Consider the following 15066-nt stretch of genomic DNA (forward strand, 5'->3'; position numbering starts at 1 on the left):
GCCGATGAGAATGTCAGGGTCTATCAAAACCTCAACACCCTCATCGGAGAGCTTGCCCTGGCTAAATCTGGTCAGTTATCTCCAGGAATCCCCTGCCTTTAGGCATGGGGAGGATGTCAATGATAGAAATTACCATTAAAAATAGAGAAGTGTTAATAAATAGATGTAAATATTTTTTGAATATTTTGTAATTTTTTTATCCAATCTATTTTCAATTAAAAAAGTTACGGTGACCGACAATAATCCTTTTCCGATCGTGCTTGATCGACTCATCTTAAGGCCATTGGAAGCGAGTGACGAAGAAAAGGTTGTCCAGCTAGCTGGTGATCCTGATGTTTCTTGGGGGACCAGATCAATAACTTATCCAGACAGTGTCGATCAAGCGGCCTCCTGGCTCAGAGAGCATATGGATATGATGAAAAAGGGAGAAAGTTTGAGTCTAGCTCTAATTTTAAAGGAAAACCTTACCATGATAGGTGCCGTGATCCTTTTTTATGAACTACGTCATGAGCGTGCTGAAATTGGTTGTTGGATTGCAAAAGCGTATTGGTCTAAAGGCTATGGCACGGAAGCCTGTCGGGTGGTATTACATTACGCTTTTAATGTCTTAAAACTCAATAAAATTTCTGCCTACTGTTTAGCTAAAAATATAGCTTCCTTAAGGCTGATTGAGAAGTTGGGGATGAAGTTTGAAGGCTGTTTAAGGAAGCATTTGAAAGTTAGAGGAATTTTTGAAGATCTTCTGGTCTATGGACTTTTATCCGAGGAAAGGAAGGGATAACTCAGCCTTGTCTCTCTTTTTCTTGCCCTCTTCCTTCCTATTTAGTTCATGGGAGGAGTAGTGTAAAATAATTTAAAAATTACTCTGGCAGCTTTTGTCGGCTGAGGGTTACATTTAAAAATGAAAATCTTTTCCAAATCTTCTCATAATAACTCGATGGAAATTTCGCCTTGGTTTTTAGTCGGTGATTATCTCAGTGGAATGGTTACTGGGCTATTAGTAGCATGGATGATTCGCCTCCTTATATTGCCTGGAGTAGACATGGTCTTGGCTATGATTGTTGGGATGGTTGTCGGAATGTTTATCCATTTAGCCCTTGGATTTTTGCTTGCCCCTTTATTAGGTATGTTTCAAACAATGGTGCCAGGATCGATTATAGGCATGTACGGTGGTATGCTTTTTGCGATGCGAGATTCAATGGGAGCAGGATCAAAATCTCTTTCCGAAGCTCTTTTTGTAGGCGCATTGTTTGGAATAGTCGTTGTTGCTTCCTTTCATATTTATGACAGAATTTTGCATGGAAAAAAGAGCACGGACTGCTATCTTGAGACCTAGCTGAATCTAATCGATAATAAGTAATATGGATAGATTCGTTGGCATAGGCGCGGTAACCAAAGCGTTGGGTGTGTCGATGGTTGCTGAACATACGGCAGAGGGGTCATCGGCGTTATGACTTGGCGAAGCTGCGCGCCCCGAGTGGTTTGACGCTGCCGATAGCGCAAATCGTCGCACGATTGTGCCTATGCCCCTGTTTCCAGCTTCGACTAGAAGGATGAGCTGAAACGGCAGAAAGAGGTGCTTGAGCAGTTCTTTGCCTGGCAAGGCTGGAAGTTTGAGCTCATCGTAGACCTGGGCTCTGGGATGAACTCCCACAAGAAAGCTCTGAAACGGCTCCCGGACGCCATCATCGGGGGGGTGAAGTCGGAGGCCTGGGCATCACCCATAAAGACCGGCTGACGGGCTTTGGCGCGGAACTGGTGTTTGCCATCTGCGAGCCAAAAAGCCTGGAAGTGGTCATTCTCAACCAAGGTGAGGAGACGACCTTCGAGAGGAAAATTTGGCCAAGGAGGGGCTGGGGACCGTCTCCGTGTTCAGAGCCCGGCTGTAGGGCAGCCGCTCAGGCAAGAAACAGAAGCTGCTTGCTGGCGTTAAAAAAGCCGTGGAGGAATCCGTCGTGTTTGACAGGCAAGATACTGTCGGCTATGATTCCCCTGTGGTCGACCGCTGGTTTCCCTCCAGTAAGACCTGTTCGACTTGTGGGAGGGTGCAGGAAAAAAAATGCCTTTGGCTGTTCGAAAGTGGAGATGTCCGGACTATGGAACCCCTTAGGACCGAGGGATGACTGCGGCTAGCAATCGCCTGGCGTATGGATTGGCCGCTCTAAGCGGCTCTAGGGCGAGGATCGGCCGGATGGGAAGCCTGTGGAGAGGAAGGCGCTAGCCATCATCGTAAGACAGCGGTGAAACGGTCTTGGTGAAGCAGGAAATCAGCTTTGAGTTTGTTTAATCAGCTTCGAGTAGGTCTGATAGAATGGAACAATAAGCAATGACAATGGATATTGAAGCGAAAAAGACACGCAAAAAATGGGATTTAGCCAGTCAATTCTTTGATTGGATTACCTGGGCTGATGACAAACGCTTTTCTCCATTTAAAAAGAGACTTTTTAAGAAAATAAGAGGCAGAACATTACTTGTTGGTGCTGGTACAGGCAATGACTTTCGGTTTCTGCCTGTAGAGGCCCAGATCATTGCGATTGATATTAGTCCTCGGATGCTTGCCAAGGCGGCCTTAAAGGCCACTGCTTTTCCTGGGTCTTTGGAACTTAAGGAAGCCGATGTGTGTGCTTTAGACTTTCCTGAGAATTACTTTGATACCGTGCTGAGTGTCTGTACTTTTTGCTCTGTAGCTGACCCGCTTCGGGGTTTGCGAGAAATTTATCGAGTGTTGCGTTTAGAGGGCGATTTCTATCTTTTCGAACATGTACGCAGTCGCATTGGTCCAATAGGCATTCTTTTTGATCTCTTGACTCCTCTTTCCCGACGCTTTGGTCCAGAGCTGAACAGGGATACGGTGGCGAATGTAAGAAATGCTGGATTTAAAATTGTTCGGGAAGAAAATATTTACTTAGACATCGTCAAATGGATCGAGGCAAAAAAATAAAAGCAAAAAAAAAGGAATGGTTGTTTCAATGACTAGGCAAACACGAGTAGGGGACACGGCCTTTTTTATTACGTTTTTTTTCATTGTTGAGAATGCTGAAAGGCTTATGGGGGAACAAAGTAGTATGTGTTTTTTGGTGGATTGGATTCCCTAAGCTGAGCTAGCTTAGAGAACTTGCTTTGCCCGTAAGGGTAGCTGTCTGGAATCAACGATCCTTCTTTAAGAAGAACTTAATCGAGCCAGAGGATATAATTGCTAGAAGAACAGAATCAAATGCCTCTCTAGAATCTCAGTAGGTAAAAGAACCGTTATCCTTTAGCTAATCAACACACTATGTGAGCTAGCGTTAGATTCAACTAACAAGTTTTTAAATAAGCGCCTTCGGGATAAGATACCAGTAGAACTTGTTCAAAGCCAGTTTTTGAAAATGGATAAATTCCGTTGGGGGAGGAGGCTGGGGAGGATGCTCGTAATCGAAATCAAGCATTGTTGCTTTTCCATACCCAGATTCGATAAAACAGGCGACATGTCCATTATATTTCACTTTTTCAGGGTCTACCGTTTCTTTTCTTATTGCTGCACAGATTTGTTTAGCAATAACGGGAGCTTGAAAATGAGCTGTGCTTCCCGCTTTACTAATCGGTAAATTCGTTGTATCCCCCAAACTCCAAACATTCTCCAATTGTGCCACTTTAAGCGAATGCCTATCAGTTTGTACCCATCCATCAGCGTCCGCAATTTCATGTCCTCTAAGAAAAGTGGCTCCTTTATGAGGAGGAGTCATGACAAGAAGATCATAAGAAAGTTCAGTGCCTTCGATGCTTTCGGCTATCTTTTTTTCGGGATGGATTTCAGAGAGATTAAAGAAAAGCTCAGTTTTGATGTTTCTTTTATCAAAGTCGGCTTTGATATAATCGGCTGCCGTTTTAATGTTAAAAACGTCGTTAAGAGGGAAAGTATAAATAATTTCAGATTGCTGACGAATTGCCTTTTTCGTCAAAAATTCTTCTAGCATGAACGTAAATTCTATCGGCGCCACGGGGCATTTATAAGGGAGTCCCCCAATACCCACAACAATGGTACCTCCATTGAAATTTTGTAGTTTTTCATAGAGGACAAAAGCAGCTTCGGGCGTATAAAAATGATCAGCTCCCTCTTTAAAACCGGGAATTTGCTGTTCATCAACGGTCGAACCAGTAGCAATGACTAGATAGTCATAGGGATAAGATTTGTGGGAGCGACAAACTACCGTTTGATTTTTAATATCCAGCGCTTCGACTGGATCTACAACCAAGGCAACCCTCCGATGGAGAAGTGATCGTTCTGAACGTGCAATTTTTCGAGGATCTTGATAGCCAAAAGGGATATAGAGTTGATAGGGTTGATAGATATGCTGAGGAGAAGCTGTAATGACAGTAATAGTTGCTTCTTGAGGACTTAAAGATCTTGCAAGAATATTAGCAACGATAGATCCCCCTGTCCCACCACCCAATATTAAAATATTCTTAGCCATAATGAATCCTACATTGACTGGATTTTTTAATGGAGTTTTCTACAAATGAAGCGGGTGGCACCGCCTTCGACAGGCTCTTCAGCTATCAGTTCATGTTTTGCCTTTTTGATCCATGCAGGCAAATCTTTTTTCGTCCCTTCGTCTGCAGAAATGACTGCCACAACATCTCCAACTTGTGCCGATCGAATCAGTCGGATCATTTCCATGAGTGGTCCTGGGCAAAAACTCCCACGAGCATCCACCTCTTTTGTGATTTTAATCCCTTCCATAGTACTCTCCTTTTGGGCTGTTAGATAAATAGAATCTGGCCTCCTGAGGCATTTTCAACAAAAGTCCCAACGCCCACAACATCACTAACAACTGGCTCTAAATCTTCAAGTTTAATAGCCAGCAGATCCATGGTCAGTCCACAGGCATGCACTTGCACATCCCCTATTTCCATCGCCGCCTTAAGGGTGTCAAGCCAACTGGGAACTTTCTTTTCTTCCATGGCTTTTAAGGCTTCAGTTGCAAAATCCTCAAACTCCTTACTAAGCCTTCGGTTCGTTTTCCAGGCGTCTTTTCTAAAGGCAAGAAGACCATAAAAAGTCACAAAAATTTGAACTTTTTTTTGCATTGCTGCAGCCCCTGAAGCGATGGTTGCTACTGCCAAGAGCTTATCGACGGTGCCAGAAAAAAGAATGATTGAGATTTTATCTTCCATAACTAATCCTTGTAATAATAATTATAAAATCGAATTTGGCATACTCAAGAAAATAAATGGTTTATTTTGAGTAAGGTCGCGTTTTTTTTATTCTACAATCAGAATGGAGCAGGGGCTATGGCGAAGGACACGTTCAGAGACAGAGCCCGTCAGCCAATAACCAACTCTAGAAAGCCCTCTCCGTCCCAAAACGACAAGATCGAACTTCCCTTCCTTAGCAAGCTTTAGGATGCGATCGGCAGGATCTCCCATCTCAGTTTTAACCTCCAGCTCTACTTTTTCTTCTGCCGCTTTTTCCATCGCCCATTTTAAATCTGAAACAATTTTCTCTCTTTCTAGAGCAAACTCCATATCTTGATTGAATTCAGGGGCGTGCATAACCGATAGGATTGTTACTTTCGAACGAAAGGTTTTAGCGATTTGTAAAGCGAAGGACAAAGCTTTCTTTGATGATTCGGACCCATCGTAGCCTACTAGTATTTTCTCTAAAAACATTTTTTTTTTCTTTCTTTTAAAAAGTATACCAACAAAGCTTCCTACTCTTCCCTACGTTCTTGCTCTCTTCCTCTTCTTTGGGAAGAATGACTTCTCAGTGCATCAAAGGACTCTACTCAAACAGAGAAGTAGCATCCCCGTAGGCATCTAGCAGCCTTCTTTTTAAGGGATTAGAAATTTCAGCTTAATCTACCATAGCCATGAGCTATTGACAACTTCATTGGCCCCTAAGACTAGCCTTTTGTCAGCGTCTTAAAAGAAGGGATTTGCCGCAAGTTCATTTTATTGATAGGATTGGTAAAAGAAAGCTTCGTTGCCTTACCATTGGATAAGTGCGATCAGTTAGGGGGATTTATGGAAAGGGGGCTATCTTGTTGCTGACTGAGGCTCTCCTTTTGTTCGGATTGAGGATAGCGGTTTTCTTCAATGATTGTTTTTATGAGCTCTTCGACACCGGAAAGTTCTTCGCTGAAATAAGTCGAAGTATAATCGTTTGTTTTGGCATTGGCTGGAATTTCAGTGATTGGCTTAAGCACGGAGCTTCCCTTGTGGGAGACATTTACTTTGGTGACCACTGATAGGCCCAGTCTTAATGGATGATGGATCAATTCTTTGGGATCCAATCTTATTCTGACAGGAACCCTTTCGACCACATGAATATAATTCCCTGTGGCATTATCTGGAGGAAGCAACGCAAATACTGTTCCAGAACCAGGCTCTAGACCTTCCACCACCCCATGATATAGATAGCGCCTCCCATAGATATCTGCTCTAATTTTAACCGGTTGTCCAGGTCTCATTTTTCTTAGTTCGGTTTCCCTATAATTGGCTACTACCCAATAATAGTCCAAGGGGACAATACTCATAAGCAGTCGATCGGGTGTGACTTCATCTCCAACCTGAACCGATCTTCTAGCCACATAACCCGCCACAGGGGCTACAATTTGACACCTGTAAAGAGCTAGATAGGCATTCTTCAAATCTACGGCTGCTTTGAGCACAATGGGATTGTTCCAGACGTTCGTTTTTTGAATCCAGGATTCTGTAGAATGTAATTCATCTTCCAGCTGACGGATCGTTGATTCTATTTCTTGGACTTTCCATTGGGCATCAATTGCGTCCTGAACAGAAACTACTCCGGCTTTGCTCCCTGAAGCATAAAGCCCTAAATCATACCGCTGTCGTCCTAAAATGGCTTTTTGAGCGGCTATTTTGTTTCTCAGGGATTTGGCCTTATTGAATAGATCCTCAACTTTCCGCACTGCCATTGCTAGATTCTGTTTGGCCCCTTCAAAGGCGACTCTCTGGTTTAAGGAGTCTAATCGGACCAGTACCTGATTTTTATTGACATACTGAGTCGATTCGACGAGTACCTCAACCACTCTGCCCGAAGTTTGTGCTTTGACTGGAATGACATTGCCAGTCACATAGGCGTCGTTAGTCGTCACCCAGTTGCTTGAAAAGAAAAACCACCATCCGCCCAGCAAGAAAAGAAAAAGTAAAGGTAGAACATATTTATTTCTAGTAAGCTGCCATGCCCTCCAATCACGTTTCCAGGAAAGAATAATTACATGGAAAAGACGCTCAAAGCGGCTTCTGCTTTCTTTGTGCCGTCCTTCTTTCTGCCGTCCTTTTTCTCTAAAAGCAAAGGTCCTTTTCCCATTATTCTCTTCTGAGTCTTGTATCATTTTTTCTTTCCTCTTTTATGGCTCCTTCATCGTTTTTCTTTGGCCAACAGAATGATTCCTGAGAGAATAAAGAACCCCACTCCACAGAGTCGGAATGCATCGTTGAGACTTAAAACAAAGGCATGGGCGATTGCTGATTGATCGAGCAATCTTATGGCTATTTCTTTGCTCAGGCCCTGCTCTTTAAATCTTAAAAAAAGATCCGTCAAAAAGAGATTGCCTCGATCTAACCACTCATCCAGTCTCATCTTATGATAAACGATTCGGTGATAGATAAGGGTGCCAATGAGGGGGGAAGCCCATCCTTGAGCTAGAATCCGTATGCTACTGGAAAGTTCCACAGCCCGCAGCTGGTTTTTAGGAGACAGACCAGAAATAATAAGATTGGTTAGAGATAAGAAAAAAAGGCCTAAAGATATTCCTTGGAGAATAAATGAAAAAGAGGGTTGCATCCAAAACCAACGCTTTTGGTAGAAATCAAAATAGCCCATCCAGCAATAGACGACGCCCAAAAGGAAAAATACAACAAAGGAGCTGAGCCGTAAGGAAATTTTTCCAAGGAATCGTGGGAACCATATAACGATGGGAGTAGAAAAGAGAGCCATGCTGACAAAGAGGATTCCTGCTAAATGAGGAGGAAACAAACTTTGATTTTGAAGCCGAACAAGAAGAGTTGTCCAAAGACCGTAGAAAAGGAGAAAGCCAAAGGCAAGAGAAAAAGAACCGATCAAAAAGTTTTTTCTTAGAAAAAGATCCATCCTTACCAGTGGCTCTTTGGTGCCTGTTTCTACATAGATGAAACAAACAGAGCTGACTACAACCAGAAAGAAAAGAAAATCGATTATTGGTGAAATAAACCATTCGTAATCATCCCCCATATTGAAGATCATTTGTAGAGATCCTATCGTGATGGACAAAAGAATGAGTCCCTTCCAGTCCCATGGTCTTTTTTCTATCCTTTCTTCGGTATCCTCTAAGCACAGATGCAAAAGAAAGCTCAAAATCAAAAGGAAAGCAGCACTCAGGACAAACCAATATTTCCAGCTCATCGACTCTCTTCCTACTAGTTCCTTGCCATATCCTCCAATCATCGGACCGATGGTAAAAGGCAAGACACTTGCTACGGCTCCAAGCATCAAAGGGATCAGTCGCCATGGATCAGGGCTTTGTTCGAATACTAAACTTTGAGATCCAAGAATGAGTATGCCACAACAAATCCCTTGGATGGTACGTCCAACCAAAAAAAGGTAAAAGTTTAAAGACAACGCACAGAACAAAGAACTGGCTGCTAGAAGAAAAGCAAAGAAAAAAACTGTTTTTTTCCTACCGTATTGAAGACTAATTTGTGTAGCGAGCAGAAGACCTAAACTTTGGCCTAAGAAAAAAAATCCGTTGGTCCATGAGCCATGACTTTGACTTTGGCCAAGTTCAGCCGTTGCATATGGAATGATATCTGTATAGGAGCCAGATTGAAAAAAACAGAGGCATTGGAGAAGAAAATAAAGAGTAAAGAGCAGGAAAGTCTTGATGGTTTTGTTCATACCCCCTCAGGAAAAAATCGCAGGAAAGAAGCTTTAGAAGGAGAACAATAAGAAATGAGTTTATAGTAAGTCCCTTGCTTGAAGTTTGCCGTTAGCCGCCTCTTTCCCATGTGTTCTCCTTCTATTAAAATAGATAATCGTAGGAGCTATCAGCCTTCTCAAAGGAGTGGCGGTTTAACGGACGGCGAGCCCCATCGCCCAACAGTTGTTTTTATATCAAGAATGAGACAATTTTCAAAAAAAATATATTATTTTGTTTAACGCTTTGGTGAAGGGTTGGATCCTGAATTTTGGATCTTGGGAGGCCGAAGGGAAGACTCATTCCATCCTCCTCCAAAAGCTCGAATAAGGGCGATGCGCACAATAAACCTTTCTCCGCGCAATGCGATATCTGTCAGGATAGCATTCAGCCAGAGGCTTTCTGTTGTATCCACTTCGATATAATGCGAAAGACCTCTTTGAAACCTATCCATTGCTAGGTCGTATTGTTTTCTTGCCGATTCCACCAGCTCGTCTTCAACCTTTTGTTCTTCTTCTAGGAGCCGGACACCAATGAGTGCATTTTCAACTTCTTCGAACGCAGACAGAACGGTTTCCCTGTAGGAAGCCACGGCTTTTTCATAAGCTGCTCGAGCCTGCATGAGATTAGCTAAAAGCCTTCCTCCCTCAAAAATAGGCAAATCTATTAATGGGCCATAAATCCAGGAGTTCGATGGCCAAGTAAAGAGTTGACCAAAATCCGTATTGAAAAATCCAAAATACGCATTCAGATTGACCGAAGGAAAATAGGCGGCGTAGGCAACGCCGATCATGGCATTGGTGGCTGCCATTTCCCTTTCAGCTTGAGCAATATCTGGCCTTTGCTCGAGGATTTCCGATGGTAGACTTGTGGGAATCTCTGGAGGTTCTTCTTTGAGTGGTTTTCGAGGAAAATGAAAAGTGGAGGCGGGTTGACCAAGAAGCCGTGCAATCGAATTCTCCACTTTTGCTCTATGGCTTTCTAAAGCGATGTATTGGGATTTAATCCGTGAAAGATCTGTTTTTGCTCTTGCCAGATCTAGTTCATTGGATAACCCACTTTTATATCTGATTTCTACCCTTTTTAAATTATCTTCATAGACCCGGATCATTCTCTCCATGACTTCTAGTTGACTGTCTAGATATCTCAATAGGTAGTAGGCTTGAGCCACATCGGCATGGATTGTTAGCCTGGCTCCTTCTAATTCGGCCTGCGAAGCTTGAGCTTCTGCTTTAGCTGCCTCTAGTTGTCTTCTTAATTTGCCCCAAATATCAAGTTCCCAATTTGAATTAAGATAGACCTGCCACATATTCAGCGTAGGCTGAAATCCATAATAGTGAGTGGTTCCGATGATGGATCCGGCAGGAAGGCCGTTGATTGGAACAGTTGAAAAGATAGGTTCAGGTAAAATAAAAGGAAGCCAAGGCAGATGCGTTTTTAGTTTCCAGCGCTGATAACTTGGAGTGAAATTGGTGTGCGGGAAAAAAGCGCTCAAGGCTGCTCCTACTCCTGCTCGAGCTTCAATGACATTAGCCATTGCCATTTTAATCTGCTGATTGGCTGCTTCAGCTTCCGCTTCCAGTTGATCGAGTACTGGATCGTTGAAAATCTTCCACCATTCCCCTTTTTTGACAAAATCTTTAGGTGCTGCTAATTTCCATTTCCCAGGATTTTTCTTGGCTTCTTCTATCGCTTTTTTTAAGGAGTCTACACTTTGTGGATCGATAGGGTTTTTTGACTGCCTAGCAGTTTTCGAAGCAAAAGGCTCTTTTGTTTTGTCGGCTGTCTTCTTTTCTTCTCCCCACTTCCAGGAAGAGGGGACATCGACTTTGGGCGGTTTATAATCAGGGCCCACCGAGCAGTTATGAAAAATGATAACAGAGCTCAAGAAAAGAAGCGGGCGGATGGCTAAGGCAAAAGCTGATGCCCTCTGGTGTTTATTCAAAAAGAAAAGACACTGATGGATTGATTTCTTTATCTTTTTACCATTTTTCCCCGATCTCATTGTGTTTGCAGCCCTGTTCTTTGAAGTAGGAGTTATCGCCTTTTCCTAAAAAGAAAAGGGGTTCGCCCTAAACACTTCGAAAACGGGGGCTGGCAAACTCCATTGCCAGATAATTAATTACTTTTGGCTAGCGAATATTCTTTTATGAATCAGTTGTCAAAAAATTTTTTTTTAAAATTTTTTAAAAAAACAACTAGTCTTTCCGTTCCTTCCTATTCCACGGAAAATATGAGAGCTTTCTCTATCAATTAAAGACTCTTAGGCATCAGGCTCTAACTGCACATAATAGAGAAGAAAAATGAGGATTAAAATAGACATCCTAAAAGCTTGAGGTAAGCCATTATAATTGCTACTTTGCCACATTTGAAACCATTCTCCGGCTCCAAGGATGAAAAAATAGAGCCATTGGATCAGCCCAAGACTAAGCCCGACAATGCCTACGCTTTTGGCTTTTTGAAAAGCGATTGGTGGTTTGAAAAGGTTCTTAAGAAGAAAAAAAGTTCCTATGAGAAGCAACGTCCCACAGAGCCCTTCCCATAGAATGAGACTATTGTAGACTAAAGAGAAGAGAAAGGGTGAATTCCAAGCTCGATAATGGAGATGAGAAGCTTTTGGAATGGTATCCATAAGCAAGACATGCCGAAGGTAAGTATAGTTAGTCTCATAATCCAAGAGATTGTTCAGGGCTATAAAAAGAAAATAGAGGGAAAAGAACAAAAGGATTAGAATCTTGGAAATCCTGATAGCGGTCTGAAAAAAGGAATGATTGTAAGAGGGCCGATTGGACATTAGCTAGATAAGACCGTTGGCTTTTTCCTCTTCTTTATCGTTTTCATCAACCAAATTCCAAAAGAGCTTGGAAGTAGCTTAGGCAGCTATTCTCTAGGTATTTTATAGGTTCTTCAGATGCCATCATAGAAAAAAACTTTTTGTTTTTTCGATATCTTTAGCTATCTGCTGCTTGAGTTCTTCGACCGAAAGGAATTTTTTTTCTTCTCTGAGAAAATGGAAATTGAATAAGGAAAGGGTTTGTCCGTAAAGATTGCCTTCAAAATCTATCAGATGAAGTTCTAGATTCAGCCTCCCTTCTTCCTGGATAGTAGGACGGCGTCCATAGTTGGCGACACCTATAAAAATCTCTTTATTATAGGCTACCTGACAGCCATACACCCCAGGAGGCGGGAGGAGTTGGACAACATGCTGCAAATTGGCTGTGGGAAAACCGATTGTTTTGCCTACTCCCTGTCCGGTTCCCACAATGCCTTCAATTCGATAGCTGCGCCCTAAGAGTTGTGAGGCTAAGCTAAAATCTCTTCTTTCAATGGCTTTTCTTATTTTAGTACTGGAAATGGATTGTCCTTGAAACATTAGAGGAGCAACGACAATGGTTTCAAATCCTAATTGGTAACCCTTTTCTCTTAAAAGACGCACATTGCCTTCCGCATTCCATCCGAATCGAAAATCCTCTCCCACCACTACTCTTTTTAATCTTGGGAAAATTTTCTTTAGTTCTATTAAAAAGGCTTCAGCTGTAAGTTCTCTAAGTTCCTGATCAAATCGAATAAAAAGAATGTGTTTGAGTCCATAGATCTCAAAAAGGCTTTTCTTCTGCTGTAGAGAAACGAGTTTTGGTGGGACCCGTTCAGGAGAGATAATTGCCAAAGGATGTGGTTCAAAAGTAATGACCAGACTGTTCTCTTTCGATCCTAGAGAAAGTAAGTTTCTTAATATTTTCTGGTGGCCAAGATGAATCCCGTCAAACACACCAATAGCTATATTTTCAATTTGCTTATTTTCATTAAGAGCAAACAGGGAGAGAATTTTCTCTTCTTCTTTTACAGAGGAGAGGTTTGATCCCCCCTCATTGTCTGCGGATTCTGGAAACTTCTGGTAGAGAAAGTACATAGTTTAATAAATCTTTGGGGCTCTGCATGGATTTAAGAGCATCAAAGGACAGGGCTTGATCCAGTTTGAAATTTCCGGATTGAAGCCGAACCAAGGAAAAGAGATGTCCACCACAGCCAAGAGCCTGTCCTATGTCATGACAATAGGTGCGGACATAGAAGCCCTTACCGCAGAAAACTTCGAAGTCGATAAAAGGCGATTCCCATTTTTTTATTTTATAGGAGTAGACATGAACGAGTCGTGGTTTTCTTTCCACCTCTTTCCCCTCTCTAGCTAGTTTATAGAGTGGAACTCCGTGACTTTTTATAGCTGAAATCATGGGTGGAATTTGATAGAAGTCGCCAACAAACCGGTCAAAGACCTGTTTGATTTCTTCTAGAGAGAGAGGAGGGACAGGCTTTTCTTCCACTATCTTTCCATCTGAATCCTGAGTGGTTGTTGCTTTGCCAAGGCAAAGGATTCCTTCATACCGTTTGTCTTCTGACATCAGCAGATCCTGAATCTTTGTCGCCTTTCCCAGAACGAGCACGAGCAACCCTGTGGCCATTGGGTCTAGGGTACCGCAATGACCCACTTTTTTAATGTTGAATTTATTCCTTACAAAATCCACCATGTCATGGGAGGTATAGCCTTTGGGCTTATCCACCAATAGTACCCCGTCAATATCCATGTGATCTATCCTTAAACACTTGTAGTTTTAGCTGTTTAGTCAAGCAAAGCTTTGATTTCTGATAAAACGGTTTTTTTGGCTTGCTCCAGATCCAGTTTAATGCGAGCACCAGCTGCCCGTAGATGTCCTCCTCCTCCAAACTTTGAAGCGATTTGACGAACATCAAAGTCTTTTGAGGAACGCAGGCTTAAACGGATGAGATTAGGGGATAGCTCTTCAAGCATGAAGGCTACAACAACCGTTTTGACCATTAACAGATAATAAAGGAAGTTTTCTGCTTCCCCTTGATTGGAACCAGTTTTAAGATACATGTCAGCTGTAAGAATGTAATAGGCTATTTTGGCATCTTCAACAAAGTGTGTTTGATTAAGGACTTCTCTTAATAGAAGAAAGCGGGACAATGGGTAATTTCTAAAAGAGCAGACCGATAAAAATTCTGGGTCAGCACCCAATCGGATAAGTTTTGCAGCCAATTCGAAAGTTTCTGGAGGAATAGAACGGAAACAAAAGGCATTGGTATCGGTTAGAAGACCAACGTAAAAATTAGCGGCAGCTTCTTTTGGACAGGGCAGTGAGAGTTTTTCGATACACCGAAAGATGACTTCGCAGCTTGAAGAAGCCTCAGGTTCGACGACATTGATGGTAGCAAATCGAGTATTGTCAATATGGTGGTCAAAGTTCAAATCGACTTGCCTATTCCAGGATTCAAAAAAGGGACCGGGTCTTTTGATATTCGAACAATCCACAGTGATAATTTTGGTTTGTGGATCAGGAGCAACTTCTGTTGGAGTCTTAAGGATTGAGGCTCCAGGCAAAAAAGCAAAATGCTCTAGAAGACCTTCTTCTATATACGCATCAACTTTTTTCCCGAGATTTTTCAGTACCAGCCCAAGACCGATGGCTGATCCATAAGCATCTCCATCTGGCCGACAATGTGATACAATGACAAATGAATTATTTTCTTTAAAAAAAGTTCCGATGGGAAATAAATCAGAGTTGCTGTCCAGGTTTATATTCATTGCAAAAGAGTCTCAAAGAGATCGATCGTCTCTATCTATCCAAGGCTTCCTTTTTTACTTGCCGAATTGGATTGTTTTCTTCTAAAAAGTATTTAATGTAAAGGCGGGGAAGAAAAAGATCAAAGGAAAAAAATCGATTCAGTCTCTCAAAAGAAAAATATTCAGTTGGAAGGTTTTTAGCTGCTAGGGCAAAAAGATAGGCGGTTTGAAAAAGAAATTTTTCCTAGCTAGGCTGTTGGATCAAAGAAAACAAGGAGATATATGAGCAGATTTATCCTTCGTCTCTTCGATCTTCTCATATTGCTTACATTTATGGTAGCAGTCGCTTTCTTTACCTGGGGAAAACTCACAAAAAAAGAAAAAGTAGTTATTGAAGAAAAACATAGTCTTTTGTCTAAAATTATAGGTGAAAAAAATAAACAATAAATTTGCTCTCCAACCTTTCAAAAAATTACCATCCATCGCCGTAATGCCCCTGCTTTCAGGCATGGGGATATAAGGCGATAAATTATAGCTATGTGTAGTATAATTATGTATGAACAGAAAAGAACAATTGAAATCCAATAA

General features: G+C 42.0%; 15 protein-coding genes, 1 pseudogene and 2 riboswitches. Of the genes and pseudogenes, 5 read left to right on the plus strand and 11 right to left on the minus strand.

Going from position 1 to position 15066, the window contains the following annotated elements; all coding sequences use genetic code 11:
- The first annotated feature begins 229 nt into the window (after positions 1-229).
- From A7Q09_RS08765 to A7Q09_RS08780, 4 genes and pseudogenes are all read left to right on the plus strand, one after another.
- Positions 230-781, plus strand: a complete 552-nt coding sequence (locus A7Q09_RS08765; protein ID WP_134391083.1) for a GNAT family N-acetyltransferase — start codon at positions 230-232, stop codon at positions 779-781.
- Between the two features lie 156 nt (positions 782-937).
- A complete protein-coding gene (locus A7Q09_RS08770) occupies positions 938-1336 on the plus strand; it encodes a hypothetical protein (RefSeq protein ID WP_244228625.1) in 399 nt (132 codons plus the stop codon).
- Positions 1337-1361: 25 nt separating this feature from the next.
- Positions 1362-1952, plus strand: a pseudogene (locus A7Q09_RS11535) (IS607 family transposase); the annotation flags it as partial.
- Between the two features lie 380 nt (positions 1953-2332).
- Complete coding sequence (locus A7Q09_RS08780; RefSeq protein WP_244228626.1) at positions 2333-2941, plus strand: class I SAM-dependent methyltransferase; 609 nt, start codon at positions 2333-2335, stop codon at positions 2939-2941.
- A 367-nt stretch (positions 2942-3308) separates the two neighbouring features.
- Here the strand turns inward: A7Q09_RS08780 and A7Q09_RS08785 are convergent, their stop codons facing one another.
- The 11 genes from A7Q09_RS08785 to A7Q09_RS08835 form a co-directional block, all read right to left on the minus strand.
- A complete protein-coding gene (locus tag A7Q09_RS08785) occupies positions 3309-4454 on the minus strand; it encodes an NAD(P)/FAD-dependent oxidoreductase (protein ID WP_134391085.1) in 1146 nt (381 codons plus the stop codon).
- Positions 4455-4480: 26 nt separating this feature from the next.
- Positions 4481-4723: a sulfurtransferase TusA family protein gene (locus A7Q09_RS08790; RefSeq protein ID WP_134391086.1), complete on the minus strand. Its 243-nt coding sequence runs from the start codon at positions 4721-4723 to the stop codon at positions 4481-4483.
- Between the two features lie 20 nt (positions 4724-4743).
- Positions 4744-5157, minus strand: a complete 414-nt coding sequence (locus tag A7Q09_RS08795) for a DsrE/DsrF/DrsH-like family protein (protein ID WP_134391087.1) — start codon at positions 5155-5157, stop codon at positions 4744-4746.
- An 87-nt stretch (positions 5158-5244) separates the two neighbouring features.
- Entirely contained in the window at positions 5245-5652 is a 408-nt protein-coding gene (locus A7Q09_RS08800; protein ID WP_134391088.1) for a universal stress protein, read from the minus strand.
- A gap of 338 nt (positions 5653-5990) precedes the next feature.
- Positions 5991-7340, minus strand: coding sequence for an efflux RND transporter periplasmic adaptor subunit (locus tag A7Q09_RS08805; RefSeq protein WP_134391089.1), 1350 nt, complete (start codon positions 7338-7340; stop codon positions 5991-5993).
- Between the two features lie 26 nt (positions 7341-7366).
- The gene (locus A7Q09_RS08810) at positions 7367-8881 is read right to left on the minus strand and encodes an MFS transporter (protein WP_134391090.1); all 1515 of its coding nucleotides are present in this window, start codon (positions 8879-8881) and stop codon (positions 7367-7369) included.
- A gap of 133 nt (positions 8882-9014) precedes the next feature.
- Positions 9015-9089: riboswitch (Fluoride riboswitch) on the minus strand.
- A 49-nt stretch (positions 9090-9138) separates the two neighbouring features.
- Positions 9139-10905 carry an efflux transporter outer membrane subunit gene (locus A7Q09_RS08815; RefSeq protein WP_134391091.1) on the minus strand — a complete coding sequence of 589 codons (1767 nt, stop codon included), beginning with the start codon at positions 10903-10905 and terminating at the stop codon, positions 9139-9141.
- A gap of 19 nt (positions 10906-10924) precedes the next feature.
- Positions 10925-11021, minus strand: a riboswitch (Fluoride riboswitch).
- A 142-nt stretch (positions 11022-11163) separates the two neighbouring features.
- A complete protein-coding gene (locus A7Q09_RS08820; protein ID WP_134391092.1) occupies positions 11164-11694 on the minus strand; it encodes a DUF2165 family protein in 531 nt (176 codons plus the stop codon).
- Positions 11695-11817: 123 nt separating this feature from the next.
- Positions 11818-12810 carry a bifunctional riboflavin kinase/FAD synthetase gene (locus A7Q09_RS08825; protein ID WP_134391093.1) on the minus strand — a complete coding sequence of 331 codons (993 nt, stop codon included), beginning with the start codon at positions 12808-12810 and terminating at the stop codon, positions 11818-11820.
- Entirely contained in the window at positions 12767-13480 is a 714-nt protein-coding gene (gene truB, locus A7Q09_RS08830; protein ID WP_134391094.1) for a tRNA pseudouridine(55) synthase TruB, read from the minus strand. Before truB ends, A7Q09_RS08825 begins: the two co-directional genes overlap by 44 nt.
- 35 nt (positions 13481-13515) lie before the next feature.
- Positions 13516-14499 (minus strand): bifunctional oligoribonuclease/PAP phosphatase NrnA, encoded by a 984-nt coding sequence (locus A7Q09_RS08835; RefSeq protein ID WP_134391095.1) that lies wholly within the window; start codon positions 14497-14499, stop codon positions 13516-13518.
- 261 nt (positions 14500-14760) lie between these two features.
- Between A7Q09_RS08835 and A7Q09_RS10545 the strand changes: the two genes are divergently transcribed.
- Entirely contained in the window at positions 14761-14925 is a 165-nt protein-coding gene (locus tag A7Q09_RS10545) for a hypothetical protein (RefSeq protein WP_166791968.1), read from the plus strand.
- Positions 14926-15066 lie beyond the last annotated feature (141 nt).

The sequence above is a fragment of the Methylacidiphilum sp. Yel genome, from assembly GCF_004421185.1.
Classification (GTDB): Bacteria; Verrucomicrobiota; Verrucomicrobiia; order Methylacidiphilales; family Methylacidiphilaceae; genus Methylacidiphilum.

Bases quoted from the DNA above. Each gene is read 5' to 3' on its own strand.
- A7Q09_RS08785 (WP_134391085.1), bottom strand. From the start codon at position 4,454: ATGGCTAAGAATATTTTAATATTGGGTGGTGGGACAGGGGGATCTATC.
- A7Q09_RS08820 (WP_134391092.1), bottom strand. From the start codon at position 11,694: ATGTCCAATCGGCCCTCTTACAATCATTCCTTTTTTCAGACCGCTATC.
- A7Q09_RS10545 (WP_166791968.1), top strand. From the start codon at position 14,761: ATGAGCAGATTTATCCTTCGTCTCTTCGATCTTCTCATATTGCTTACA.
- A7Q09_RS08815 (WP_134391091.1), bottom strand. From the start codon at position 10,905: ATGAGATCGGGGAAAAATGGTAAAAAGATAAAGAAATCAATCCATCAG.
- A7Q09_RS08800 (WP_134391088.1), bottom strand. From the start codon at position 5,652: ATGTTTTTAGAGAAAATACTAGTAGGCTACGATGGGTCCGAATCATCA.
- A7Q09_RS08780 (WP_244228626.1), top strand. From the start codon at position 2,333: ATGGATATTGAAGCGAAAAAGACACGCAAAAAATGGGATTTAGCCAGT.
- truB (WP_134391094.1), bottom strand. From the start codon at position 13,480: ATGGATATTGACGGGGTACTATTGGTGGATAAGCCCAAAGGCTATACC.
- A7Q09_RS08790 (WP_134391086.1), bottom strand. From the start codon at position 4,723: ATGGAAGGGATTAAAATCACAAAAGAGGTGGATGCTCGTGGGAGTTTT.
- A7Q09_RS08825 (WP_134391093.1), bottom strand. From the start codon at position 12,810: ATGTACTTTCTCTACCAGAAGTTTCCAGAATCCGCAGACAATGAGGGG.
- A7Q09_RS08805 (WP_134391089.1), bottom strand. From the start codon at position 7,340: ATGATACAAGACTCAGAAGAGAATAATGGGAAAAGGACCTTTGCTTTT.
- A7Q09_RS08810 (WP_134391090.1), bottom strand. From the start codon at position 8,881: ATGAACAAAACCATCAAGACTTTCCTGCTCTTTACTCTTTATTTTCTT.
- A7Q09_RS08770 (WP_244228625.1), top strand. From the start codon at position 938: ATGGAAATTTCGCCTTGGTTTTTAGTCGGTGATTATCTCAGTGGAATG.
- A7Q09_RS08795 (WP_134391087.1), bottom strand. From the start codon at position 5,157: ATGGAAGATAAAATCTCAATCATTCTTTTTTCTGGCACCGTCGATAAG.
- A7Q09_RS08835 (WP_134391095.1), bottom strand. From the start codon at position 14,499: ATGAATATAAACCTGGACAGCAACTCTGATTTATTTCCCATCGGAACT.